Consider the following 23,744-nt stretch of genomic DNA (forward strand, 5'->3'; position numbering starts at 1 on the left):
TATGTACTTCACCTTCTCCATTTCAGAAAAAATTTATTGTGATTTTCCAGTGATTTTACTAGCTAAAAACATACCATCTAATACTACCATTAAACGCAAAATTTTTGCAGTAAAATCTGAGGGAAATTTAAGGTAATACTCTATTTTACACCTTTTGGACCAGGTGCAAACCTTTGAACCTATCTTGGAGCTCCCCTAATTAGACGGCAAATAATAAAGGGAGTTACATATTTCTATGCAACTCCCTTTGTACTTTTTATTTTCCTTGAGCCTGAGTGCGAAGTGCCTCTGCCTTGTCTGTACGCTCCCATGGAAGGTCAACGTCAGAACGGCCGAAGTGTCCGTAAGCAGCTGTCTGCTTGTAGATTGGCTTGCGCAGGTCAAGCATGTTGATGATTCCAGCAGGACGAAGGTCGAAGTTGTTTTCAACAACATCGATCAATACATCTTCGCTTACCTTGCCTGTTCCGAACGTATCGATTGAGATGGATACCGGACGGGCAACGCCGATTGCGTATGCAAGCTGTACTTCAACTTTTTCTGCAAGGCCCGCAGCCACGATGTTCTTCGCAACATAACGTGCAGCGTATGCAGCTGAACGGTCAACTTTTGTAGGATCCTTACCAGAGAATGCGCCTCCGCCGTGGCGAGCGTATCCGCCGTAAGTATCAACGATGATTTTACGGCCAGTAAGACCAGCATCCCCCTGTGGTCCGCCGATTACGAAACGGCCAGTTGGGTTGATGAAGTATTTAGTATTTTCGTCAATCAATTCTGCCGGTACGACAGGGTTGATGACATGTTCTTTAAGGTTGCGCTGGATTTGCTCTAGCGAAACTTCTGGGTGGTGCTGAGTGGAGATAACGATTGTATCGATGCGGACTGGCTTGTCGTTCTCATCGTATTCCACCGTTACCTGAGTTTTTCCGTCCGGACGAAGGTATGGAAGGATTTCTTCCTTGCGCACTTCAGTCAGGCGGCGGGAAATTTTATGTGCCAATGAAATCGGAAGAGGCATAAGCTCTTTCGTTTCGTTGCACGCAAAACCGAACATCAAGCCCTGATCACCAGCCCCGATTGCTTCGATTTCAGCATCGGACATTTGGCCTTCACGTGCTTCTAGCGCCTGGTCAACACCCATTGCGATGTCAGCAGACTGCTCGTCGATTGAAGTCAAAACTGCGCAAGTTTCAGCGTCAAAACCGTACTTCGCGCGAGTATAGCCAATTTCCTTGACTGTTTCACGTACGATTTTCGGAATATCTACGTATGTAGATGTTGTGATTTCGCCTGCAACTAGTACAAGGCCTGTCGTAACTGATGTTTCAGCAGCAACACGTGCGTTAGCATCTTTAGCAAGGATCGCATCTAAAATCGCGTCAGAAATCTGGTCGCAAATTTTATCCGGATGGCCTTCTGTTACTGATTCAGAAGTGAACAAACGGCGTTTGTTTGACATCTGAGTTCCTCCCTCATGTATAAAAATTGATCGAGGCTGTCCCAATACAGACCTCGTTTGATACGGTACTCATTCCCTATGTAGTATGAAATAAACGCTGAGTTTTTATTAGAAAAATTTGTTTAAGATTCATGGTGAACTTCTTTTTTCCTAATTTCACCCACGGGAGCAATGACACCAAAGAAGGCAGTCCAGATGCATTTCCATGCAACGGACAGAAAAAAGCAATATAAAAAACCTCTCCATTTGTGAGGAAAGGTTTATGCTTAAATCCGCGCCTTTCGCTCTTATCGTTCAAGGGCAGTTCCCTTGCGTCAGGTTAGCACCTTTGCCCGGAAAAGATCAGCTCATTCATAGACTGTTTTTCTCGTTTGCAGGTTGCTGGGTTTCATTGGGCCTGTCCCTCCACCAGCTCGGGATAAGAGAGTATCCGTTCAAATCAAAATCATAACGAACCTGTCTGGCCATGTCAATCATTTTCTCGACAAAATTGTCGATTGTTGTTGAAACCATTTCTTTAACATAAAAAATTGTCAAACCAACCCCTTTTACTTGACTATATAAAGAAAGAATTATATAACGCAAGTTAGGTACAAGGTAATTTTTTCATCATTAGTATAGATTAATTGAACCAATGTGTTATACTAATAACGAGATGTAAACACTTACAAATTATCAATCTTTTAAAAAGGAAGGTATCCTCCGATGAACGTTGTAGGAATATCAAATGAACTTTCAGCATTATTAAAAGGAAACAATGTACAGGTACAGCTATCTGTTCCCCAGCTTGTCGAAAAGGTCCTGAACCGCAATGAAGGACTTTTAACATCAACTGGTGCAGTTAGAGCGACTACTGGTAAATACACTGGCCGTTCACCTAAGGATAAATTCATTGTCGAAGAAGAATCCGTAAAAGACAAAATTGACTGGGGCTCTGTCAACCAGCCGATTTCCGAGGAATCCTTCACGAAGCTATATAATAAGGTATTGAAGTTCCTTAAAGATAAAGAGGAAGTTTTCGTATTCAAGGGTTTCGCCGGTGCGGATAAGAAATATCGCCTGCCAATCCAGGTTATCAATGAATACGCTTGGCACAATCTGTTTGCCCATCAATTGTTCATCCGTCCGACAGAGGAAGAGCTGCCTGAGCATGAATCCGAGTTTACGGTCATTTCAGCTCCTACCTTCAAAGCAGATCCTGAGGTTGATGGAACAAACTCAGAAACCTTCATCATCGTTTCCTTCGAACAGCGCGTCGTCTTGATCGGCGGAACCGAATATGCTGGCGAAATGAAGAAATCGATTTTCTCTGTGATGAACTATATACTTCCGGAAAATGGGATCCTTTCGATGCACTGCTCCGCAAATGTGGGCCGCGAAGGCGATGTAGCCTTGTTCTTCGGACTATCCGGCACAGGCAAAACAACTTTATCTGCTGATAATAATCGCCGTCTGATAGGTGATGATGAGCATGGCTGGTCAGCTAACGGCGTGTTCAATATCGAGGGAGGCTGCTATGCGAAATGCATCAACTTGTCCAAGGAAAAAGAACCGCAAATCTTTGATGCAATCCGCTTTGGTTCCGTCCTTGAGAACGTCGTAGTCGAAGACGACACACGTGTGGCCGATTATGATGACGGCAGCCTGACCGAAAACACTCGTGCAGCTTATCCGATCCAGGCAATCGAAAACATCGTGGATCCAAGCATCGCCGGACATCCAAACGCAATTGTGTTCCTGACTGCTGATGCATTCGGAGTCCTGCCTCCAATCGCCAGGCTGACAAAGGAACAGGCAATGTATCACTTCCTGAGCGGATACACTTCGAAGCTGGCTGGTACAGAACGCGGCATCACTTCACCGCAGGCAACATTCTCAACCTGCTTCGGTTCTCCATTCCTGCCGCTTGCTGCTACAAGGTACGCGGAAATGCTCGGTGAAAAAATCGACGAGCACAACGCGAAGGTATTCCTTGTGAACACGGGATGGACAGGCGGAGAGTATGGCACCGGCAGCCGCATGAAGCTGGCGTACACTCGCGCCATGGTCCAGGCAGCACTTGAAGGCGAACTGAACAACGTCGAAACTGCTAAAGACGAAATTTTTGGCCTTGATATCCCGCTGCACGTACCAGGTGTACCTGACGATGTCCTCCAGCCAGTAAAAACCTGGAGCGACAAAAAAGCCTACTACGCAAAAGCAAACGAACTCGCAGACCAGTTCCGCGACAACTTCAAAAAGTTCACAAACGTACCGTCTGAAATCGAAGAAAAAGGCGGACCAACCGTTAAATAAGAATTTGAGCGAGGCCATCTCTGGAGAAGAGATGGCCTTTTGTTTTGTTGACTCGTTATGCATATATGGGCTCTTATTGAACAAAGCCAAAAGTCATTGGTGACCTAGGATTGCGTTTCCTCGGAAAACAGGTCACCAATAACGATACACTTCGCTCACTTAATCGTTTTTTCCGCCAGTCCTATTCCAAAATAAAAACAGAGCACAATATGTGCCCTGCTCAGTTCGTAGAATTTAAAGAAACCAATCGATACGTAATCGTTGTTTCATTTTCTGTCCACTCAACTTTCGAGATGACGCCTGTTCCAGTCAGGTCTCCTTCAATCGTCTTTTTGACTTCTACTGGAATGTCAATTGGATAAAGCCTGTAGCCTTCCTTTTTCAAAGAGAAGAAATTGTCTTCGAGCCTTTTTTCGCGGCCCTTTGTCACGATCATTGTATTCAACTCTAATGGCATCCCCATCGTTTTCGCTCCTCTACACAAGTAACTTCAAATTCATTTTATCATTGTTGCGGCTGTGATTTCATCCAATTCGTTAAATCACTGACCACTTTCCGGTTCATCACCGGCGGAAAATAGTGCGTATATTCATCAAAGTACCAGCTTTCCACAGGCTTGTCCAACTCTTTTAACCGTTTCTCGATCCGATAGGAGTGTTCAACTGACACATTGCGGTCATTGCGGCCGTGGATCAGCAGCACGGGGGCTCTAAGGTTTTCGATTTCGTATAGAGGCGTCCTGAATTTATAGCGGTTTGGCACCTTTTTCGGCGATCCGCCAATTACCCTTTTCATCATCCTTCGCAAGTCTTTTCTTTCCACATAGGTTAAGAACATATCGGTCACGCCGCCCCAGGTGACAACTGAGGCTGTCTCGGGAAATTGATTGGCGGTCAGCAGGGCCATCAAACCGCCGCGGGAAAAACCAAAGACATGTACCCTTTCAACACCTGGCAGAGACTGAAGCAGCCTAAAGCCTGCATAAGCATCGTCACGGTCATCTCCGCCAAAATCTTCATCCCCTTCACCACCCTGGTTGCCACGGTAAAAAGGAGCGAAAACCGTAAATCCTTCGGAAGCGAATTGGGCAATCCGTGCAGGTCTCACCTTTCCGACATTTTTGATTCCGCCGCGAAGATACAGGAACCCTTCTGTCCCGCTTCCATCAGTTGGTCTTGCCAGCAGCCCCTTGACTCTCAGTCCGCCTGCAAAATAAGTCACCATTTCGAGTTCGACTGCCGGGTTGGGAGAAGGAAATTTATACGCTGATATAATTTGACCGTCATTTTCCACCGTTATCACTCCTCTTATATGAATTTTTTTCTATTTTGCTACTGGGCATTCACACATTTTTTCCCTCCTCATACATTATCGTAAGCCCAATTTAAGAAAGATTTTTAGGAGGCATCTATATGAAAAAATGGTTCAAAGCTGGTTTTGCATTATTTTTGGTTGCCGTACTTATTATACCTCTTGCAGCCTGCAGTCAAGACAAGGTACAGACTGTAAAAGTGGCAGAGGTAACTCGTTCGATTTTCTATGCTCCTCAATATGTTGCCCTTGCCAAGGGATTTTTTGAGGAAGAAGGGCTGAAAATCGAGCTGACGACAGCCTGGGGCGGTGACAAGACGATGACCGCCGTGCTGTCGGATGCGGCAGACATTGCCCTTGTTGGCTCGGAAACTTCCATTTATGTTTATGCTCAGGATTCAAATGACCCGGTCATCAACTTCGCCCAATTGACCCAGACAGATGGCACCTTCCTTGTTTCCAGAGAGAAGATCGACAATTTTTCATGGGATCAGTTGAAGGGGTCTACCTATCTCGGACAGCGTACAGGCGGAATGCCGCAAATGGTCGGTGAATTCGTGCTCAAGAAACACGATATTGATCCGAAACAAGATTTAAAAATGATCCAGAATATTGATTACGCCAATATTCCAAATGCCTTTGCTTCCGGTACCGGCGACTTCGTTCAGCTTTTCGAGCCGCAGGCAAGCATGTTTGAAAAAGAAGGCAAAGGTCATATCGTCGCTTCATTCGGTACGGAGTCCGGTCATGTACCTTATACCACATTCATGGCAAAACAAAGCTACATGAAGGAAAACCCTGAGACGATTGAAAAGTTCACCCGTGCCGTCTATAAAGCACAGCAATGGGTTGATTCTCATAGCGCTAAAGAAACCGCAGAAGCGATCCAGGAATATTTTAAAGATACAGATCTAGCACTGATCGAGACAGTGGTTGACCGCTATAAGAGCCAGGGTTCATACGCAACTGACCCGATCCTGGATGAGGAAGAGTGGAACAATCTCCAGGCCATCATGGATGAAGCCGGGGAACTTCCTAAGCAAGTCAGCCATGACACTTTAGTCAATATTGACGTGGCAGGAAAAGTCATGAAATAACAGGAGGTTGCAGCCTAATGGACTTTTTGACATTAAGAGGGATCCATCACACTTATTTTACAAAAACATCCGCTGTCACTGCACTGAATAACATTTCACTCGATGTCCAGGAAGGGGAATTCGTCTCCTTCCTGGGTCCGAGCGGCTGCGGCAAGACGACACTGCTTTCGATTATCGCTGGGCTGATCGACCCTTCTGATGGTCAGGTAAAACTCGAAGGGAAATCTGTCAAAGAGGCTTCGAATCAGACCGGATACATGCTGCAGCAGGATTACTTATTCCCTTGGAAAACGATTGAGGAAAATATTTTGCTAGGATTAAAGATCAGCGTAACATTGGAAGAGTCAAAAAAAGAGGAAGTTTTAGCGTTGCTGGGGCAGATGGGGCTGGAGAATGTAGAAAAGCTTTATCCTAAACAGCTTTCCGGCGGGATGCGCCAGCGTGTGGCCCTTGTGCGGACACTGGCAACAGAACCTAAGCTGCTCATGCTCGATGAACCGTTTTCCGCCCTTGATTACCAAACGAAATTGAAACTCGAGGACCTGGTTTCAAATACATTCAAGTCGTTTGGAAAAACAGCGATTTTGGTCACGCATGATATCGGGGAAGCCATCGCCATGAGCGATCGCATATTCCTGTTCTCGCCAAGGCCGGGCCGCTTGCATAAAACCTTCTCAATGCCGGAGGAGCTTAGAAACCTGAGCCCATTTGAGGCAAGGAACCACCCTATATACAATGAACTGTTCCAGACGATATGGAAGGAGTTGGAGTCCATTGAACCAGAAGAATACTGAACTCCTCCATCAACAGTACCTGAAAAAGTTAAGCAGAGAGCAGAAAAAAGTCCGCCTCTATCAATTGTTGATTTTCATCGTTTTTTTTGCAAGCTGGGAAATATCGAGCCAGCAAAAATGGATTGATCCTCTTCTCTTCAGTTCACCTTCAAAGGTCTGGAATCTGCTGATTGAGAAGACGCTCGACGGTTCGCTCGCCGTCAACCTTGGCATAACACTGGCAGAGACTGTACTCGGATTCATACTGGGCACCTTAGCTGGAACTATACTTGCCGCAATACTATGGTGGTCGCCGCTGCTATCCAGAATTTTGGACCCGTACCTGGTCATCTTGAATTCAATGCCAAAAGTTGCATTAGGCCCGATCCTGATTGTCGCCCTTGGGACCAATATGACCTCCATCATTGCCATGGGAGCCATCATCTCCGTGATCATCACCACAATCGTGGTCTACACCTCTTTTAAAGAAGTGGACCCAAACTATTTGAAAGTGCTGCAAACATTCGGAGCGACAAGGACGCAATGCTTCAGGCAAGCCATCCTGCCAGCATCATTCCCGACCATCATTTCCACCTTGAAAGTGAATGTCGGCCTGAGCTGGGTAGGTGTCATGGTCGGAGAATTCCTCGTTTCGGCCCGAGGTCTTGGATACATGATCATCTACGGATTCCAGGTATTCAACTTCACACTCGTGTTCCTGTCGCTGCTGGTCATCGCCGTGTTCGCCACTGTTATGTATCAACTGGTCGAGCTGCTTGAAAAGAAACTGATCAAAAGTAACCAGTGATGAAGCCAGGTTTAATCCTTCTGGCTTCTTTTTGTGTTAGTCGCTTTTTAGAATAAGTAATGCCATCGCCAATAAAAACGGATTTTCGCCAATAAAGGTGTGAACTCCGCCAATAAAATAAAATTTTCGCCAATAACATGGTGAAAATCGCCAATAAAATTTGTTTTTCGCCAATAAGTTAGTGAACTGTACTTGTGACGCTATGAAATTTCATATTTTCGTTCAAATCCCCCTAAAAAAGCGGCGGTCTTAACAGCAAACCGCCAACTTTCATCATTTCTTCTGCAAAAATTCAAGCGCATGTTTTATGACATCGTCCTTCATGATAAAACTATATTCATCCTTCATTCTCTCCGCGAGCAAATCTCCATTTATAAGTACTGGTCCCCCTGTTTCCAGGTAATCATCCTGGGGTACGATTTTCTCCACTTCACCGTAAAAGATTCTTTTTACAAATGAATCTTCTTTACCCATAACCTGGTACTCCCCAATAAACTCGATCCTCTTTAAAACTGCACCCGTTTCTTCCATGACTTCCCGGCGTGCAGCATCCTCCAAGCTTTCATCTTTCTCCATTTTTCCGCCGGGAAACTCGAAACCTCTTACTTTATGGTTGGTCAAAAGCCACTTGTCTCGATATTTACAGATGACCAGCACATGGCATGCCCTTTTTTCAAAGGCGTTTTCCTGAAAGGACAAGATGACGTCCTCGCCGTTCATCGCTTTAAACTTTTTCATGATCGATTCCTCTCCCCGATCTATCTCATGTCCTAATTATATAGAAAAAGAAACAATGAATAAACCGCAGACGATTCGTCTGCGGCTGCTCTATTTTTCAGGAAGGATCCCCATGCTTTCAATATGGTTCCTGGTTTCTTCATCGCCTAGTTTATAGATCATTTCATATGTCTGGAGCAGTTGCCTGTCGAGCGCATCATTTTCGCGGTCATAATGGTATTGTACATATGGAACGTGCGCTCTCATGAAGTTCTGCCAGCCGGTGGAATGGCCCTGATCGAATATTTCCCTCAATGCGGTGATTTCTTCGTCAGTTGCCTCAATTTTAAAATTCCATGGAGATGCAGTTGATACGCTTTGAATCTCGCCATCACTGATGTTGATATAGTATGTTTTTTTGATTTCTGTCATGTGTCTCACCTCATGGATATCGTTCCCTGCGTCTATATTCCTTTATACTGAATATCATTAAAATAAATAATTTTTAAGCACTCCAGATTTACTTTTAAAGTAAGGAGTATGTTAAAATTAGACACAAATAAAGATAAAGTTAATCAATAACCCAACAGGGAAATACTTCAAGTTCAAGGCATATTTTTTCCTTTGGAGGGTATTAAATAAGTATAGGATTATGGAGGATCAAGAAGGAGAGGTGAAATGCCATGAAACTAATTGATGAGCTATACGAGTTATACCGCAATAAATTGACCGGCGACGAAGAGGATATCGATATGCTCGCTTTTGCCTTCCTTGAAGAAATGAGCCGTGAAGACCTGTTGAAGATTATCCAGGACCTTGATAAGCAGGAGCTTTATGATCTGATGGGTCTCTATTTGATCGAGAGTCTTAAGGGGAAATTTGCCCAGGATGACTTTGGCGCGCGTTCTGTCACATATCCTTCCCGCAACATTCATTAACGAAAAGACCATACATATGAACCGGCCAATGAAGCCGGTTTTTCTTTATAAACAGAAAAAAACTGGCCAGATAGCCAGTTTTTTTATTAGCCAAGATAAGTTTATTAGCCAAGATAAGCCTTGAACATCCACATATGTTTGCGAAGGCTCATTTTCACTTCCGTCATCATATCAGCGGTTGCGGTATCGTCTGCCTTCTCTGCAAGTTCAATTGCTTGCTGCAGCTCTTCAACGATTGTTGAGAAGTCATCATGCAATTGCTTTACCATTTCTTCTTCATTTTCAGAGCCTGTTGCCTCTTTTACTGAAGACAGCTCCAAATATTCTTTAAGCGTTGCGACAGGCTTTCCGTCCAACGCGAGAATTCTTTCTGCAAATTCATCGATGATTGTCGCTGCTTCATTGTAAAGTTCTTCAAATTTCACATGAAGCGTGAAGAAGTGGCGGCCTTTTACATACCAGTGATAATTGTGCAGCTTTGTATAAAGAACCGTCCAGTTCGCTACTTGTTTGTTTACTGCTTGAATTAGTTCAGTTTGTGCCATGTAAATTCATCCTCCTCTTAGTCACTATTTATATTCCCCTCCCTGTCTGAGAAAAAACATGCTGCCAGCAACTTTTTTCCTATACTGGGATAGAACATGCTACAATAATTTTGAACAAAGGAGGACGTATTATGTACACTGTTTTGATTATCTCAGTCATTATCGTTATCGTTGTCCTGGTTTTAAGCGTGTTGACGACCTCAAAAGCCTATCAATTCAAACACACGATCGACCCGATTGAAAACAGCACCGAAATCCAGGCAAGAGCTTCTGAAGAAGAACCTGGTGAAAATAAATAAAAGGAGCTGAAAACCAGCTCCTTTTTCCTGATTCTATTTACAAGAAGGGATTTACCTATGCTAAAAAAAGCATTCATCGGCATCATCCGATTTTATCAGACGGTCATTTCACCATTAAAGCCGCCAACCTGCCGTTTTTATCCGACCTGCTCCCATTACGGACTTGAAGCGATCCAAAAATTCGGCCCCTTCAAAGGCGGATGGCTGACGATCGTACGGATCCTGAAATGCCAGCCACTGCATCCCGGCGGATTTGACCCTGTACCGGAAGAGTGGCCTTCCAAGAAAAAAGCCAAAGCACATGATCATTGAGTGTGATTTATTTTTCCTAGCCCTTTGAATTATTTTTCATATCCATCGATCACGCGATCCAGCCTTCCTGTTGCCGGATCAATCACGAGACCATGAACAGGAACATCCTTAGGCATCAAGGGATGGTTTTTTACGATTTCGACACTGTGGGCAACGCTGTCCTTGACATTGTCAAAACCGTGAAGCCATTCCTTCACATCGATTCCCGAGTAGTTTAAAGTATTCAGCATATCATCGCTGACCCCACGATTTTTCATCTCTTCAATCACGATGTCGGGCTTCATCCCGCTCATACCGCAGTCATAATGGCCAATGATCGCCACTTCCTCTGCCTGGAGCTGATAAACAGCGACAAGCAGGCTTCTCATGATACTGCCAAACGGATGCATGATGAGTGCGCCGGCGTTCTTGACGATTTTCACATCACCATTCCGAATGTTCAATGCTCTTGGCAAAAGCTCAACAAGCCTTGTATCCATGCATGTCAGAATAACCATTTTTTTGTTCGGAAACTTGGTCGTCGTGAATTCTTCATATTTCTTTTCAGCTACAAATTGTTCATTAAATTGAAGGATTTCCTCAAGCATTTTCATCTTCTCTACTCCTTTTTAACATGTTCTAATTAATAGAATACCGCAAATCACGGCTGAGCCAAAATGTTTTACTTGATTTTGGACCGATCCTTTTGTATGATACAGAAGGTAAATCGTAACGATTACGAATTAATATTTTTTAATGCTGACTAGAAAACTAAAATGAATATTATACGCACACTTCATAAATCGTAATGAGTACGTTTTGAATCCAGGAGGTCTTTATGAAAAAATTCGCTTTTATACTATCATTATTTATAACAATTTCAACATTTCTCACCGGCTGCGGCCAAGAGGACACTTCTAATAAGGAAAAGGATGAAAACCTTCTGCAGGTATACACAACTGTCTATCCGCTTCAGTTTTTCACCCAGAAAATCGGAGGTGAGTTTGTTGATGTAAAAACAATCTATCCGCCGGGTGCAGATGAACATACATTTGAACCTTCTCAAAAAGATATGATGGCACTCGCTGACGCAGACTTATTTTTCTATATAGGCCTCGGTCTTGAGGGTTTCGTCGATAAAGCCGGCAAAACATTGAAGAATGAGGATGTAAAAATGGTCCCCGTCGGAGATTCGCTGCATCTTGACGAAGAAGGAAATGGAGAACAGGAAGACCATGGCGAAGATGAACATTCTAGTGATGATGGCCACGCACACGGAGACGTTGACCCGCATGTCTGGCTTGATCCCGTTTACGCAAATGAAATGGCTCTTGCCATCAAAGAACAATTAGCTGAACAAATGCCTGAACATAAAGATACATTTGAGAAAAATTATTCTGAGTTGTCTGCCCAATTAGAGGATTTAGACAAGGAATTTACAGAGGTAATCGGGGCTGCCAAGCGAAAGGAAATCATTGTAGCCCATGCTGCCTATAGCTATTGGGAAAAGCGATATGGACTTGAACAAATCAGCATTTCCGGCTTGTCGACGACCAATGAGCCGTCCCAAAAAGAACTTCAAAAACTCATCTCGCATGCAAAGGACGAAAAAATAAAATATGTCTTGAACGAACAGAATTTCAACTCAAAGCTGGCAAAAATGGTCCAGGAAGAAATCGGTGCTAAGCCACTTACACTGCACAACCTCTCTGTTTTGACAGATGAAGACATCAAAAACAAAGAAACATATTTCACGTTGATGGAAAAGAATATTACGACTCTAGGAAAAGCACTGAATGAGTAGATGTATATGCCTCCCTAATTGGGAGGTTTTTTTATGGGAATTTCATCTACATATTTTCCCATAAAGTGAAAACAATAGAAGGAGGCATATTACGGAAAGGAAGTTTATTGATGGATGATATACTGATTGCCCGTTCCCTGTTCGGGACAACCATGGGGTTCCATATTATCAATGCGACCATCGGCGTTGGACTGCCGCTGATGATACTCGCTGCAGAACTGCTTTACCAAAAAACAAATGACAAGGACTACGCAGTCATGGCAAAAAGATGGACGAAAGCCTTCGCAGTCACTCTCGGAGTCGGCATCCCGACCGGAACGATTGCCGGAGTCCAGCTTTCCCTCCTGTGGCCAGGATTCATGGAAGTCATCGGCAGAGTCATGGCCCTGCCATTCCAGATTGAAATTTATGCTTTTTTTGTCGAGGCATTGTTCATGTCCATTTATGTGTACGCCGCTGACAGAATTGCGCCATGGATGAGGATTGCCAGCCTGACACTTGTGGCTCTTGGGGCCCTTGCCTCCGCGGTGCTGATTACAAATGTCCATGCATTCCAGGGGACTCCAGCTGGATTCCGGGTCGAAAATGGCGAGCTCGTTGACATCGACCCATGGGCTGCCTTCTTTAATCCAAGCTTCGGGGTGACAGCTGTACATGTTGTATTCACCGCTTATATGACTGGAGCTTTTATCATCGCTACAGTGGCAGCTTATAAAATGCTGAAAAGTGATTTTGGTTCGCGTCTCTATAAATTCCATCAAAAAGCATTGATGGCCAGCCTGATCATCGGGGGTGTTTTTTCAATCCTGACTGCGGCGAACGGGCATTCAGCAGCTCAATACCTGCATGAATACCAGCCTGAAAAACTGGCAGGTGCCGAAGGGCTTTTTGAAACTCAAAAATATGCGCCGCTCTCCATTGGCGGCTTTACAGACAGGGAAACCGAATCCGTCAAATGGGGAATTGAAATTCCATGGGCACTCAGTTTCCTGGCAGGCAATTCATTTGAAACCGAGGTAAAAGGCCTTAATGATTTTCCCGAGGAGCATTGGCCGCCGCTGTTTATTCATACGCTGTTCAATGCCATGGTCGGTGTAGGCATGCTGCTCATCATGCTTTCATTGATTGCCTTTGTATGGAACAAACTATTGAAGAAGGATAAATTCCCGAAATTCCTGATGTGGCTGTTTGTGGCTTCCGGCCCCCTTGCCATGCTCGGTATAGAGTTCGGCTGGATTTTCGCCTGTACAGGAAGGCAGCCATGGAATATCTATCATGTCCTGACAACAGAGGATTCGGCGACAACCGCGACAAACCTGGGCATTTTGTTTATCCTCTTTGCTGCCGTTTATGTTTTGCTGGGCGTCATGGAAATCATTGTTCTTCGGTATTACTTCAGGAAAAACACCGTTTTAGACGACTTGAACAGGGCACAGCAAAAAGAAATACCATTGTTTGACTCAAATACGTGAAAAGGGTGATCCGCTGTGACTGATGCGCTTACTGCAATAACCGTCCTGTGGGGCTTCGTTTTTATCTATGCTGTCATGGCCACGATGGATTTTGGCGCGGGCTTCTGGTCGATGGTGTACATCAATAAAACGAAAACAAAGGCCACGAATATCGCCAACCGCTACCTCTCGCCAACCTGGGAGGTGACGAACACCTTCATCGTCGCGCTGGTCGTCGCCGTATACAGCATGTTTCCGAAAGGCGCTTACACATTGGGCACTGTCCTGCTGATTCCAGGCAGCATGATCCTACTACTGTTAACTGTTCGAAGTGCTTTTCTTGTTTTTTCAAATATTGCCGAAGACTATCGCAAAGTACTTACTTATATATCAGGAATCTGCGGCATCCTGATTCCCGGGCTGCTGATCAGCGTCCTGCCGATCACTCACGGAGGATTCGTAGAGTTCTCAGATGGCTCCCAGAACCTCAACCTTGTCAAATTGTTCACCAGCCCAAATGAGTATGCCTTTATCGGCTTTGCCGTAAGCAGTACGCTGTTTCTGTCATCCCTGCTGCTTGCCGATTACTCAAAAGCTTCAGAGGAGTTCCAGGCTTACAATGTCTACAGACGTGATGCATTGATTCTTGGGCCGATCTCGCTGGTAATGGCTTTGGCGATCATGCTGACATTGAGAAATGAGGCAGCCTGGATTTATGATAAAATGATGGACGATCTACCGATTCTGATCCTGTCGGTTGTTCTTTTTTTAATCGGCGGCCTGGCCCTTATCCTTCCTTCGATTGGCAATAAATCACTGCGAGGACTCCCAAGGCTCGCTGTCATCATGATTACCCTGCAATACCTGGCAGCAAGCTATGTTTATGGAAAGGCGCATCTGCCTTATATCGTCTATCCTGAGGTAACGATACAGTCGGCCTTTACTGATCCAAACTCTTTCCGGGCTGTATTCACCACCTATATTGTCGGTTTCTTGATTCTGTTTCCGGGATTCATTTATTTTTGGAGCCTGTTCATGCAGGATAAAAGATATCTACGCCAAAAAAAGACCCGTGAACAAACTTGATTTCTTTTGCCTAATATTAGCTTGAATGAGTTATACCCTCACGCAGCAAGCTATAAGTGTATCAATCAAAAAGGAGTGGTACACCAATGGCTAAGGACGTATTATGCGAAGTGAACAACTGTCAATATTGGGAACATGGCAATCTTTGCAATGCCGAAAAAATCTATGTAGTCAGCCATGCCGGCGAGACAGCCGACAATAGCAAGGAAACCGACTGCAAGACATTTGAAGCGTTGAGTTAATTTATTCGGACCGGGTCAAACCGGTCCTGTTTTTTTTCATTTTTAATCGTCAGCTTCTTTCAAGAGGAATAAGGTCTATAAAAAGGAATCGATCCTTACCAGTGAAATAATCAGGAGTAACTTTTTCAACTCCTTTTTCAAATCCTACTGGAAACATAAAGTTTGGACCATCAAACACGAACGAGTGGAATTCTCCCTTTTCTCCGCAAATATCATGGCTTTTTGGATAGTCATTGATCAATTCCCTGTCGTAGATTCTTCCAACAAAGCTTCTGTCCAAGGCATCCATATCAATGCAGGTCAGCACAGTCTTAAAGCCAAGCTGAATAAACTCATTGCTAATCTCACCAACAAAACGATTCCACAGAGGAAAAATAGGAGTCAAACCGGTGTCTTCCAGCAGTTTTTCCCTATATTCTCTAATATCCTGAAGGTGAATATCACCAAAAGCAATATGGGTAACTCCCTCGTCCTTCATATGCGAGAATTCTTTTTTCATTATTTCCTTATACTTTTCATCCGAGCATTCCTGAGGAATCCAAACCTCTCTCAATGGAATTCCTAATGACTTCGACTGCTGTTTCAGCAACTCGTGCCGGACTCCATGTATGGAAACACGCCCCACCCCTTCAGTTAGTGTCACGAATAAGGAATCAATCTCATAATGCGGATTATTTTGTATTTTATATAATGTCAGCGTGGAATCCTTTCCACCGCTGAAACCTATAGCTATTTTCATTTCGACAGCCTCCTTTATTCCATAATCACTGAATTAGTGATGATTCACAACCTCTGCTAACCTTTACACTCTTTGTCCTCTACCTAGTTTTTCTAATTCTAACTGAATCCTTTCTGGATCGATCCGTTCAAATAATGGCTCTACACCATTAACATTACGAGCTGGGATTGTCTGCGGCTTCCAGTTTTCTTCTGTTATAGAAAGCATGTCTTTTACCTTATCACTAGAAAAAGGCAGGAAGGGTGTCAGGATATTGGCCAGATTCCCGATGATGTAGACACAGTCTGCCAGCGTCTGCTTGCACGCTTCTGTAGCCTCATGAACCTGCCTCCAGGGCTGTTGCTGGTCAAAGTATTTGTTTGAAAACCTGACAAAATCAAATACTGTTTCCAATGCCTGTTTAAATCTGGCTTCTTCAATACTCCTTCCTGCGTCTTCATATAGCCTGCTGACACCATTCGTTATCTCTTTGCTAATACTTTTCTCAGGAATGAAGCCATCAAATGATTTCTGGATGAACTTCAAGGTCCGGTTTACAAAGTTTCCATATGCACCAAGCAACTCACTATTATGACTATAGATAAACTCCTTCCAGGAGAAATCCGCATCCCGATTTTCGGGAGCGTTAATCGTCAGAAAATAACGGATGGAATCAGGGTCATAGATCTCTAGAATATCAGGAACCCAGACTGCCCAATTTCTGCTTGTCGATAATTTCCTTTTTTCCAGTGTGAGATATTCATTCGAAACAATGTGAGTTGGCAAAGGGTCTTTTTCCACTCCCGCAAGTATTGCAGGCCAAATGATGGAATGGAAAGGGATATTGTCTTTGCCATGTACATAATACGATTTAGTCCCCGTTTTCCAAAATATCTGGTCGTTTTCATTTGTTTTTTTTGCCCATAATTTACTGGCAGTATAGTAACCAGAAACGGCTTCGATCCACACATATATTTTCTTTTGCTCATACCCCTTTGCCGGCACACTCACCCCATGGTCTAAATCACGTGATACGGCCCGATCCTGAATACCCTCCTTCAGATATCTCCTGGTTAGAGAGATGGCATTATCACGCCAGTCCCCTTTTCTTTCTGCCTCATCAACATAGTGTTCCAGAGTCTGTTGAAAGGAGCTTAAGGCAAAATAAAAATGTTCCGTTTTTCTCACCGTTGGCGGGTGACCACAGATTTTGCATCGCCTATCGAGCAAATCCAGCGGTTCTAATACACTCGAACAGGCGTCGCATTGATCACCCCTTGCATTCGCCCCGCAAACTGGACACAGACCCTCCACATATCGATCAGGCAAAAACTGTTGATCATGCACGCAATACGATTGTTCAATTTCTTTCTTGTAAATGAATCCTTTCTCTAGCAGTTCCAAAAAGATGGCTTGAACAATTTGATGATGATGCTCTGTATCTGTCCTCGTATACATATCATAAGAGAACCCCAAACGAGAAAAACAATCAACAAACTCGTTATGATAGTGATCGGCTATCTCTTTTGCCGTTACTCCCTCCTGCTTAGCTCTAATCGTAATGGGTGTACCATTGCAGTCGCTGCCAGAAACATATAAAACTTTTTCTCCTTTTAACCGGTAATACCTTGCCAAAATATCCCCAGGCAACAGGCTCGAAATATGCCCAAGATGCAAGGAACCATTAGCATAAGCCCATGCTCCGCCAATAAAAATGCCCATTTTTTATGACCTCCTTTGAAAAAATAAAAAAACCCCGCCCTTAACTGTATAAAAGTTAAGGACGAGGTTTGGATTCCCCGTGATACCACCTTATTTCGCAAATAGCTTACACTATTTGCCTCACCAAGTACGGAGCATATAATGCCTGCTCTTATACTGTGACATTGATAACGAGTGCCAATTCTCGCCGTTTCCTACTTATGCCCTCAGCATGTTCAGGACGGAGCTCAGAGACCATTTTTCAAGCGTCTGTCTTTGCTTCTTTTCAGCTTCCGAAGCTCTCTGGTAAAAAACAGGGTCACTTTACTTTTTCTCTTCATTGCTTTTTGGAATTTATTAACCTGATTTTATTCAGAAATTTCCAGGAAGTCAATAACCAATTAATAATGGCACTCTGCCATTAAGTAAATGGGTCTGTTTTTGTTATTGTCACTCTTGAAATTCAGGTGCTAAAATAGGTGCTAATAACTGATATTTTGAGGTGTTAAATGGATATTGTAGATAAACTTAAAAGGAAAAACATTAAGGTACTAGACATACCAAAATGGGGAACATATTTACGAAAAGAATGGGAAAATAATTTCGCCAATCATCTAGACGAGAAGGAGAAAGAAGCAATTTATTTATTAGATGATAGGGATTTTGGTGGCTATCTGTGGCATCTTTTCAGTAATAAAAAGAAGGATTGCCTTGAAGGTGAGAAAGCTGAGGAGGCTTTTAACAATGAAAGGAAAAATAAATGCTTTGTCTTCTTTCAACATTCTGATTTCGCATTACTGCTTGAAAATGCTTCAACGTTTCATACCGATGACTTAATTGATGAAATAGGCACAGATATGTATATTGTAGATAAACAATTTCGTTGGACTTTTGTATTAACACACGAAACAGGTTGGTTCGGTCCTTATTTTAGCCGAAAATGAAGATATAGGTAAGATATGTAAGAAAAAACGCTTGGAAATCCAAGCGTTTTTATGTGTTTCTTTGCAAACCTAATGCGTTTTAAAGCGCTAATTAAACTAGTAGTTTGCTCTCCATTATCGGAGAGAGCATTACTATTTATTAAGCCTCAAGACTCGCCATTGGTCCAAAGAATTCGAAGTGAATTCTGTCTTCTGCTACGCCAAGGTCTTTTAAAGCAGAGTTGACTGCTTTCATGAATGGTACTGGGCCGCAGAAATAGAAGTCTGATTGTTCAAGGTTCACATTTTCTTTTAGCCATTCTTTTGTGATATAGCCTTCAACATCAAAGCTGTTGTTCTGGCGGTCTTCTTCTGTTGGCTGGTCGTAGAATACCACTGAGTTCACTTTTGCTTTTGCTGCGGTTGCTGCGACTTCATCTTTAAGGGCATGCACTTTTCCGTTCTGCGCCGCATGGATAAAAGTTACTTCTTTTTCAGGCTGCAGTTCTGCTACTGTGTTCAGCATGCTGACCATCGGAGTTAGGCCAACGCCTCCACTTAGCAGGACGACTGGAGTGTCTTTTTCTGTATCAAGGAAGAAGTCGCCTGCTGGTGCACTAATTTGCAGAACTTCGCCTTCTTCTACGCTGTTGTGCAGGTAGTTCGATACTTTGCCATCCGGAGTTTCCATGCCAGCTTCTTTTTTCACACTGATACGGTAATAATCTTTTCCAGGAGCATCTGACAGGCTGTACTGGCGGATATGTGTGAACTTTTCGCCTTCGATTTCTAGCTTGATGCTGATATACTGTCCTGGCTTGAATGTAGCGATTGCCTTCCCATCGACCGGCTTCAAGTAGAAAGAAGTGATGACTTCACTTTCCTCAACCCTTTTCGCAACAATAAATGGACGGAAGTCCTTCCAGCCGCCTCTTTGGTTCGCAGCTTCATCATACATTTCCGCCTCCACAGAGATGAATGCATCCGCGATCACGCCATAAGCTTCGGCCCACGCATTGATGATTTCATCTGTAGCCGCATCTCCAAGAACTTCCTTGATTGCAATCAGCAAGTGCTTACCGACGATTGGATAATGTTCAGGCAGGATGCCAAGGCTGCGGTGCTTATGCGCAATCTGGTTTACAACCGGCAGGATCGCTTCAAGATTGTCGATGTATTTTGCAGCAGCATAGACTGTTCCAGCAAGCGCTCTTTGCTGTCTGCCCTGCTTCTGGTTCGCATGGTTAAAAATGTTCAATAACTCAGGATGATTTTCGAACATTGTTTTATAGAAAACTGTCGTGATTTGTTCTCCGTGCACTTCAAGTACTGGTACTGTTGATTTGATAATCTCAATCGTTTTTTGATCTAGCATTTCATACACTCCCCTATGTTTGTATCTTCTCGTTAAGGTGTTTTACCTCATTCCCATAGTGATTATAATAAATTACTTGAGCAAACTAAGTGATGCAAATCACACTATCGTAAAATAGTTCTTTTGAAACGGATTTTTCATTGGGATTTGCTTCATTCCAAACAGATTTCATAATAAAAATGAACTAAATCTGGGAATATGACAAATCAAAGCCATCAACCTATACGAAAAAAGAACTAACAAAAAATTTTATAGCGAGATTTTAATTTATATAGCGAAAATTTCATTTATATAGCGACTTTTCTATTTTTATAGCGATTTTTTCTTTTTTATAGCGACTTTTAAATTTTTATAGCGAATTGGAAAAAAACGCAGATTTTTTCCAGTTTGTGAGAACAAAAATAAGCACTGCCTAAGCAGTGCTCTCCACATTTCTAAAAATCAAACCGTTCTTCAAAAACAGTAACTTCCTTCATTCGTTTCCGGTTCAGTTCAAAACCTATGCCAGGGTTCTCAGGCACCTTGATCATCCCGTTTTCCACCTTGATCTCCGGCTGTATGATATCTTCTTCCCAATAGCGGTCCGAACCGGAAATATCCCCAGGTATCGTGAATCCAGGTAGTGAAGCGAGCGCTATGTTATGTGCTCTTGAAATTCCGAATTCAATCATGCCCCCGGCCCATACAGCAATGCCTTTTGAGTGGCAGTAATCATGAATTCTTCTGGCTTTACCTAAGCCCCCGACACGGCCGATTTTTATATTGATGACCCCGCAGCTACCAAGCTCGACTGCTTTCCTGGCGTCATCAAAAGTGACGATGCTTTCATCCAGGCAAATGGGTGTCTTGATTTGATTCTGAAGCTTCGCATGATCAACAATGTCATCAAAACCCAGCGGCTGTTCGATCATCAGCAGGCCGAATTCATCAAGAGCTTTTAAACGGTCCGTATCCTTTAGCGAATATGCCGAGTTTGCATCTGCCATCAGTGGCAAATCAGGAAATCGCTCGCGAATGCCGGAAATCAGTTCGTAATCAGTTTCGGGGCTGATTTTTATTTTCACACGCTTGAAGCCTTGCTCCAGATAGCTGTCAATTTGTTTCACGACTTCAGACAAATTCGGGTTCCCAACAACCACACCTGCAGGAATCTCTGACATCGTTCCGCCAATAAGCCTTGATAACGGGATGCCTTCTTTCTTCGCCTGTAGATCCCAGAGCGCAGTTTCAAGGGCGGACTTTGCCATATGGTTCCTGCGCACGGAACTGAACAATCCGAATGCTTCATCAGGATGGCTAGGCCCCTTTTTTTTCAAAAGAGGGATCAAAAAGTCCTTAAGCACATGATAAGAGGTTTGCACCGTTTCCTCTGTATACCAGGGAGATGAAAATGCTACCCCTTCACCATACCCGGTGAGGCCTTTACGATCTTCCACTTCCACAATGATCGCTTCCCTGTCGGTGACCGATCCTAAATGAGTCATGAAAGGCTGCTTCAATGGCATTTTAATGACCGATAAATGTACGGACTTAATTTCCATTTTCATCACACTCCGCATCCAGCCAATCACGCAGTTTGCGTCTCAATAATTTCTTTGCGGCATTACGGGGCAGGCAGTCAACGAAGTGGATTTTTTTCGGAAGCTTGTATTTTGCAAGTTTTTGTTCACAGAGCTTGAGCAACTCTTCTTCTGACACGCCCAAATTATTTTTCACAATAAAAGCGACAGGTACTTGTCCCCATTTCTCATCAGGGATTCCAATCACGCCGGCATCAGCAACACCTGGATGTGAAAGCAGGACACCTTCAATCTCAGCAGGATAGACATTTTCCCCGCCGGAAATAATCAAATCGGAACGGCGGTCCAGAACATACAGGAATCCATCGCCGTCCACATAGCCAATATCGCCGGTATGAAGCCATCTCTCGCGGATTTTATCGGCTGTTTCATCAGGACGGTTCAAGTACCCTGCTGTCACATTCGGGCCTTTGACAATAATTTCTCCCTCTGCACCCGGCTGAACATCCTTGCCATCTTCATCCACTATCCGAATCTGGTTGGAGAACAGCGCTTTACCGGCAGAACCAAGGCGCTCAATGCTGTATTCAGGTGACAATGTCGCAAACTGCGAAGAGGTTTCTGTCATCCCATAGGTTTGGAATACCGGAATATCCTTTTCCAGACAGGATTGAAGTAGTGGCAAAGGAGCAGGCCCTCCGCCCAACAGCATGCAGCGGAAGTATTCCGGCAGTCTGTCAGATCCCAATTCGTCAATGATCCGCCTTAGCATCGTGCTGACGACCGACATAATGGTGATCTGGTAACGACTGATATCATCGATTACCTTTTTCTCTTCAAAAGAAGAATGTAAGACAATCGGCATTCCATATATTTGGCTTCTCATTAAAATAGAGTAGCCGCTGATATGGAAAATCGGTACAGTGCATAACCATTTATCCTGACCATGCAAACCGAGATTAAGCGCTGAGGCATTCGCGCTCCACCAGTGGTTTCCGTATGTTTGCATGACACCTTTCGGATTGCCGGTCGTGCCTGACGTATACATGATTGTAGTGACTTCATCCATATCGTATTCTTCAAGAATAAGTGGATTTATTCCTTCGAGTTCTTTTAAGTCATCTGTGCTGACTTTCTTTGTATCAGAATGAATGGCTGAAACTTTATCATTGAAGCGGGTTTCATATAGAAGTACATCGGCTTGACTATCACCCAACTGCCATGAGAGTTCTTCTGAGGTAAGGCGATTGTTCAAAATGACCGCCCTGATTCCAGCCATTTGCAAAGCATATAAAATTAAGGCAGATTCAGCCTGATTGGAAAACAGCACGGCTGCCGCCGTACTTTTTTGCAGGCCCAGGGCACCCAGCTTTCCAGCATATGTTTGGGCCTTTTCAAAAACTTGCTTAAATGTAAAGGTGCGTCCTTCAAAAATCAGCGCTTCCCGGTCTGGAGAGAGATCGGCCCGTTTTTTCAGCCAATTCGGCATCGTTTCTGTCATTGATGTCATCCTTTCTCTACATACTAAAACAGCTTGATGGAGGCCCATCAAGCTGCGTCAAAATTATAAATCAAGGGAATCTTGGGAACTGGCCGAAGTCTGGCTTGCGCTTTTCCTTGAACGCGTCGCGGCCTTCTTTTGCTTCATCTGTTGTGTAGTAAAGCAATGTTGCATCTCCTGCCATCTGCTGAAGTCCAGCAAGTCCATCAGTATCAGCGTTCATTGCCGCTTTCAGGAAGCGAAGCGCAGTTGGGCTCTTCTCAAGCATTTCTTCACACCACTTGAGCGTTTCTTCTTCAACCTGGTCAAGAGGTACAACTGTGTTGACAAGACCCATGTCCAAAGCTTCCTGGGCATTGTACTGACGGCACAGGTACCAGATTTCACGTGCCTTTTTGTGGCCGACGATTCTTGCGAGGTAGCCTGAACCGTATCCGGCATCAAAGCTTCCTACTTTAGGGCCTGTCTGGCCGAAAATAGCGTTATCAGCCGCGATTGTCAGGTCACATACGACATGAAGCACATGGCCTCCACCGATTGCATAACCTTTTACTTGAGCGACAACTGGTTTAGGAATCACACGGATTAAACGCTGAAGGTCAAGGACATTCAAACGTGGAATCTCATCTTCACCAACGTATCCACCATGTCCGCGCACTCTCTGGTCTCCGCCGGAGCAGAATGCATCGTCTCCAGCTCCAGTAAGGACGATTACGCCCACGCTTGAATCATCACGAGCATAAGAAAATGCATCGATCATTTCCATAACCGTTTTCGGACGGAATGCGTTGCGCACTTCCGGGCGGTTAATGGTGATTCTCGCAATGCCATTATATGTTTCATACAGAATATCTTCGTAATTGCGTTCTGAAACCCATTCAACTGTCATT

General features: G+C 43.9%; 25 protein-coding genes, 1 riboswitch and 1 other annotated feature. Of the genes, 12 read left to right on the forward strand and 13 right to left on the reverse strand.

The window, feature by feature from the left end:
* Positions 1-256 precede the first annotated feature (256 nt).
* A complete protein-coding gene (gene metK, locus J7E38_RS17390; protein WP_144477067.1) occupies positions 257-1,459 on the reverse strand; it encodes a methionine adenosyltransferase in 1,203 nt (400 codons plus the stop codon).
* 284 nt (positions 1,460-1,743) lie between these two features.
* Positions 1,744-1,884, reverse strand: a riboswitch (SAM riboswitch).
* 280 nt (positions 1,885-2,164) lie between these two features.
* On the opposite strand from metK, the gene pckA reads away from it, so the two are divergent.
* On the forward strand, positions 2,165-3,754 hold the full coding sequence (gene pckA / locus J7E38_RS17395) for a phosphoenolpyruvate carboxykinase (ATP) (protein ID WP_214709231.1): 1,590 nt from the start codon (positions 2,165-2,167) through the stop codon (positions 3,752-3,754).
* A gap of 220 nt (positions 3,755-3,974) precedes the next feature.
* Here the strand turns inward: pckA and J7E38_RS17400 are convergent, their stop codons facing one another.
* Together J7E38_RS17400 and J7E38_RS17405 are read right to left on the reverse strand one after the other, a co-directional pair.
* Positions 3,975-4,217 (reverse strand): DUF2584 domain-containing protein, encoded by a 243-nt coding sequence (locus tag J7E38_RS17400; RefSeq protein ID WP_214709233.1) that lies wholly within the window; start codon positions 4,215-4,217, stop codon positions 3,975-3,977.
* Positions 4,218-4,258: 41 nt separating this feature from the next.
* Entirely contained in the window at positions 4,259-4,978 is a 720-nt protein-coding gene (locus J7E38_RS17405) for a prolyl oligopeptidase family serine peptidase (protein ID WP_215038769.1), read from the reverse strand.
* A gap of 188 nt (positions 4,979-5,166) precedes the next feature.
* Here J7E38_RS17405 and J7E38_RS17410 point away from each other — a divergent pair, with 188 nt between their 5' ends.
* From J7E38_RS17410 to J7E38_RS17420, 3 genes are read left to right on the forward strand one after another with little or no spacing between them, the layout of a single operon-like run.
* Complete coding sequence (locus J7E38_RS17410) at positions 5,167-6,162, forward strand: ABC transporter substrate-binding protein (protein WP_214709237.1); 996 nt, start codon at positions 5,167-5,169, stop codon at positions 6,160-6,162.
* 17 nt (positions 6,163-6,179) lie between these two features.
* Complete coding sequence (locus tag J7E38_RS17415; protein ID WP_214709239.1) at positions 6,180-6,956, forward strand: ABC transporter ATP-binding protein; 777 nt, start codon at positions 6,180-6,182, stop codon at positions 6,954-6,956.
* Positions 6,937-7,743: an ABC transporter permease gene (locus J7E38_RS17420; protein ID WP_214709241.1), complete on the forward strand. Its 807-nt coding sequence runs from the start codon at positions 6,937-6,939 to the stop codon at positions 7,741-7,743. Before J7E38_RS17415 ends, J7E38_RS17420 begins: the two co-directional genes overlap by 20 nt.
* Positions 7,744-8,016: 273 nt before the next feature.
* Here J7E38_RS17420 and ytkD read toward each other — a convergent pair whose 3' ends face one another.
* Both ytkD and J7E38_RS17430 read right to left on the reverse strand, forming a co-directional pair.
* Positions 8,017-8,481 (reverse strand): RNA deprotection pyrophosphohydrolase, encoded by a 465-nt coding sequence (gene ytkD, locus J7E38_RS17425; protein WP_214709243.1) that lies wholly within the window; start codon positions 8,479-8,481, stop codon positions 8,017-8,019.
* Positions 8,482-8,571: 90 nt separating this feature from the next.
* Positions 8,572-8,892 (reverse strand): hypothetical protein, encoded by a 321-nt coding sequence (locus tag J7E38_RS17430; protein WP_214709245.1) that lies wholly within the window; start codon positions 8,890-8,892, stop codon positions 8,572-8,574.
* A 251-nt stretch (positions 8,893-9,143) separates the two neighbouring features.
* Here J7E38_RS17430 and J7E38_RS17435 point away from each other — a divergent pair, with 251 nt between their 5' ends.
* A complete protein-coding gene (locus J7E38_RS17435; protein WP_144477042.1) occupies positions 9,144-9,398 on the forward strand; it encodes a DUF6154 family protein in 255 nt (84 codons plus the stop codon).
* Between the two features lie 104 nt (positions 9,399-9,502).
* On the opposite strand, the gene J7E38_RS17440 is transcribed toward J7E38_RS17435, so the two are convergent.
* Positions 9,503-9,943: a Dps family protein gene (locus J7E38_RS17440; RefSeq protein WP_214709247.1), complete on the reverse strand. Its 441-nt coding sequence runs from the start codon at positions 9,941-9,943 to the stop codon at positions 9,503-9,505.
* Positions 9,944-10,074: 131 nt separating this feature from the next.
* Here J7E38_RS17440 and ytzI point away from each other — a divergent pair, with 131 nt between their 5' ends.
* The gene (gene ytzI, locus J7E38_RS17445) at positions 10,075-10,242 is read left to right on the forward strand and encodes a YtzI protein (RefSeq protein WP_214709249.1); all 168 of its coding nucleotides are present in this window, start codon (positions 10,075-10,077) and stop codon (positions 10,240-10,242) included.
* Between the two features lie 57 nt (positions 10,243-10,299).
* Positions 10,300-10,554: a membrane protein insertion efficiency factor YidD gene (yidD, locus tag J7E38_RS17450; RefSeq protein ID WP_144477032.1), complete on the forward strand. Its 255-nt coding sequence runs from the start codon at positions 10,300-10,302 to the stop codon at positions 10,552-10,554.
* Between the two features lie 29 nt (positions 10,555-10,583).
* Here the strand turns inward: yidD and J7E38_RS17455 are convergent, their stop codons facing one another.
* The gene (locus J7E38_RS17455; RefSeq protein ID WP_214709251.1) at positions 10,584-11,147 is read right to left on the reverse strand and encodes a beta-class carbonic anhydrase; all 564 of its coding nucleotides are present in this window, start codon (positions 11,145-11,147) and stop codon (positions 10,584-10,586) included.
* A 224-nt stretch (positions 11,148-11,371) separates the two neighbouring features.
* Between J7E38_RS17455 and J7E38_RS17460 the strand changes: the two genes are divergently transcribed.
* The 4 genes from J7E38_RS17460 (at position 11,372) to J7E38_RS17475 (ending at position 15,116) form a co-directional block, all read left to right on the forward strand.
* Positions 11,372-12,337, forward strand: coding sequence for a metal ABC transporter substrate-binding protein (locus J7E38_RS17460; RefSeq protein WP_214709253.1), 966 nt, complete (start codon positions 11,372-11,374; stop codon positions 12,335-12,337).
* A 110-nt stretch (positions 12,338-12,447) separates the two neighbouring features.
* On the forward strand, positions 12,448-13,809 hold the full coding sequence (locus J7E38_RS17465; RefSeq protein WP_214709255.1) for a cytochrome ubiquinol oxidase subunit I: 1,362 nt from the start codon (positions 12,448-12,450) through the stop codon (positions 13,807-13,809).
* A gap of 15 nt (positions 13,810-13,824) precedes the next feature.
* A complete protein-coding gene (locus J7E38_RS17470; RefSeq protein WP_214709257.1) occupies positions 13,825-14,874 on the forward strand; it encodes a cytochrome d ubiquinol oxidase subunit II in 1,050 nt (349 codons plus the stop codon).
* An 86-nt stretch (positions 14,875-14,960) separates the two neighbouring features.
* Positions 14,961-15,116: a DUF1540 domain-containing protein gene (locus J7E38_RS17475; RefSeq protein ID WP_214709260.1), complete on the forward strand. Its 156-nt coding sequence runs from the start codon at positions 14,961-14,963 to the stop codon at positions 15,114-15,116.
* 49 nt (positions 15,117-15,165) lie between these two features.
* Here J7E38_RS17475 and J7E38_RS17480 read toward each other — a convergent pair whose 3' ends face one another.
* Both J7E38_RS17480 and metG read right to left on the reverse strand, forming a co-directional pair.
* Complete coding sequence (locus tag J7E38_RS17480) at positions 15,166-15,855, reverse strand: Dph6-related ATP pyrophosphatase (protein WP_214709262.1); 690 nt, start codon at positions 15,853-15,855, stop codon at positions 15,166-15,168.
* 63 nt (positions 15,856-15,918) lie between these two features.
* Complete coding sequence (gene metG / locus J7E38_RS17485) at positions 15,919-17,556, reverse strand: methionine--tRNA ligase (RefSeq protein ID WP_214709263.1); 1,638 nt, start codon at positions 17,554-17,556, stop codon at positions 15,919-15,921.
* Between the two features lie 54 nt (positions 17,557-17,610).
* Positions 17,611-17,885, reverse strand: a binding site (T-box leader).
* A gap of 159 nt (positions 17,886-18,044) precedes the next feature.
* On the opposite strand from metG, the gene J7E38_RS17490 reads away from it, so the two are divergent.
* Positions 18,045-18,479 carry a DUF4275 family protein gene (locus tag J7E38_RS17490; RefSeq protein WP_214709265.1) on the forward strand — a complete coding sequence of 145 codons (435 nt, stop codon included), beginning with the start codon at positions 18,045-18,047 and terminating at the stop codon, positions 18,477-18,479.
* A 139-nt stretch (positions 18,480-18,618) separates the two neighbouring features.
* On the opposite strand, the gene hmpA is transcribed toward J7E38_RS17490, so the two are convergent.
* From hmpA to menB, 4 genes are all read right to left on the reverse strand, one after another.
* Positions 18,619-19,833 (reverse strand): NO-inducible flavohemoprotein, encoded by a 1,215-nt coding sequence (hmpA, locus tag J7E38_RS17495; protein WP_214709267.1) that lies wholly within the window; start codon positions 19,831-19,833, stop codon positions 18,619-18,621.
* Positions 19,834-20,267: 434 nt separating this feature from the next.
* Positions 20,268-21,374, reverse strand: a complete 1,107-nt coding sequence (menC, locus tag J7E38_RS17500; RefSeq protein WP_215038770.1) for an o-succinylbenzoate synthase — start codon at positions 21,372-21,374, stop codon at positions 20,268-20,270.
* The gene (locus J7E38_RS17505) at positions 21,364-22,854 is read right to left on the reverse strand and encodes an o-succinylbenzoate--CoA ligase (RefSeq protein WP_214709271.1); all 1,491 of its coding nucleotides are present in this window, start codon (positions 22,852-22,854) and stop codon (positions 21,364-21,366) included. The genes menC and J7E38_RS17505 overlap by 11 nt, the downstream gene beginning before the upstream one ends.
* 70 nt (positions 22,855-22,924) lie before the next feature.
* Complete coding sequence (menB, locus tag J7E38_RS17510; protein ID WP_214709273.1) at positions 22,925-23,743, reverse strand: 1,4-dihydroxy-2-naphthoyl-CoA synthase; 819 nt, start codon at positions 23,741-23,743, stop codon at positions 22,925-22,927.
* Position 23,744 lies beyond the last annotated feature (1 nt).

The sequence above is a fragment of the Bacillus sp. ISL-35 genome (genome assembly GCF_018613355.1).
Lineage (GTDB): Bacteria > Bacillota > Bacilli > Bacillales > Cytobacillaceae > Mesobacillus.

Coding starts and splice junctions, on each gene's coding strand:
- metK (WP_144477067.1), bottom strand. CDS start 1,459: ATGTCAAACAAACGCCGTTTGTTCACTTCTGAATCAGTAACAGAAGGC.
- pckA (WP_214709231.1), top strand. CDS start 2,165: ATGAACGTTGTAGGAATATCAAATGAACTTTCAGCATTATTAAAAGGA.
- J7E38_RS17400 (WP_214709233.1), bottom strand. CDS start 4,217: ATGGGGATGCCATTAGAGTTGAATACAATGATCGTGACAAAGGGCCGC.
- J7E38_RS17405 (WP_215038769.1), bottom strand. CDS start 4,978: ATGGTGACTTATTTTGCAGGCGGACTGAGAGTCAAGGGGCTGCTGGCA.
- J7E38_RS17410 (WP_214709237.1), top strand. CDS start 5,167: ATGAAAAAATGGTTCAAAGCTGGTTTTGCATTATTTTTGGTTGCCGTA.
- J7E38_RS17415 (WP_214709239.1), top strand. CDS start 6,180: ATGGACTTTTTGACATTAAGAGGGATCCATCACACTTATTTTACAAAA.
- ytkD (WP_214709243.1), bottom strand. CDS start 8,481: ATGAAAAAGTTTAAAGCGATGAACGGCGAGGACGTCATCTTGTCCTTT.
- J7E38_RS17430 (WP_214709245.1), bottom strand. CDS start 8,892: ATGACAGAAATCAAAAAAACATACTATATCAACATCAGTGATGGCGAG.
- J7E38_RS17435 (WP_144477042.1), top strand. CDS start 9,144: ATGAAACTAATTGATGAGCTATACGAGTTATACCGCAATAAATTGACC.
- J7E38_RS17440 (WP_214709247.1), bottom strand. CDS start 9,943: ATGGCACAAACTGAACTAATTCAAGCAGTAAACAAACAAGTAGCGAAC.
- ytzI (WP_214709249.1), top strand. CDS start 10,075: ATGTACACTGTTTTGATTATCTCAGTCATTATCGTTATCGTTGTCCTG.
- yidD (WP_144477032.1), top strand. CDS start 10,300: ATGCTAAAAAAAGCATTCATCGGCATCATCCGATTTTATCAGACGGTC.
- J7E38_RS17455 (WP_214709251.1), bottom strand. CDS start 11,147: ATGAAAATGCTTGAGGAAATCCTTCAATTTAATGAACAATTTGTAGCT.
- J7E38_RS17460 (WP_214709253.1), top strand. CDS start 11,372: ATGAAAAAATTCGCTTTTATACTATCATTATTTATAACAATTTCAACA.
- J7E38_RS17465 (WP_214709255.1), top strand. CDS start 12,448: ATGGATGATATACTGATTGCCCGTTCCCTGTTCGGGACAACCATGGGG.
- J7E38_RS17475 (WP_214709260.1), top strand. CDS start 14,961: ATGGCTAAGGACGTATTATGCGAAGTGAACAACTGTCAATATTGGGAA.
- J7E38_RS17480 (WP_214709262.1), bottom strand. CDS start 15,855: ATGAAAATAGCTATAGGTTTCAGCGGTGGAAAGGATTCCACGCTGACA.
- metG (WP_214709263.1), bottom strand. CDS start 17,556: ATGGGCATTTTTATTGGCGGAGCATGGGCTTATGCTAATGGTTCCTTG.
- J7E38_RS17490 (WP_214709265.1), top strand. CDS start 18,045: ATGGATATTGTAGATAAACTTAAAAGGAAAAACATTAAGGTACTAGAC.
- hmpA (WP_214709267.1), bottom strand. CDS start 19,833: ATGCTAGATCAAAAAACGATTGAGATTATCAAATCAACAGTACCAGTA.
- menC (WP_215038770.1), bottom strand. CDS start 21,374: ATGGAAATTAAGTCCGTACATTTATCGGTCATTAAAATGCCATTGAAG.
- J7E38_RS17505 (WP_214709271.1), bottom strand. CDS start 22,854: ATGACAGAAACGATGCCGAATTGGCTGAAAAAACGGGCCGATCTCTCT.
- menB (WP_214709273.1), bottom strand. CDS start 23,743: ATGACAGTTGAATGGGTTTCAGAACGCAATTACGAAGATATTCTGTAT.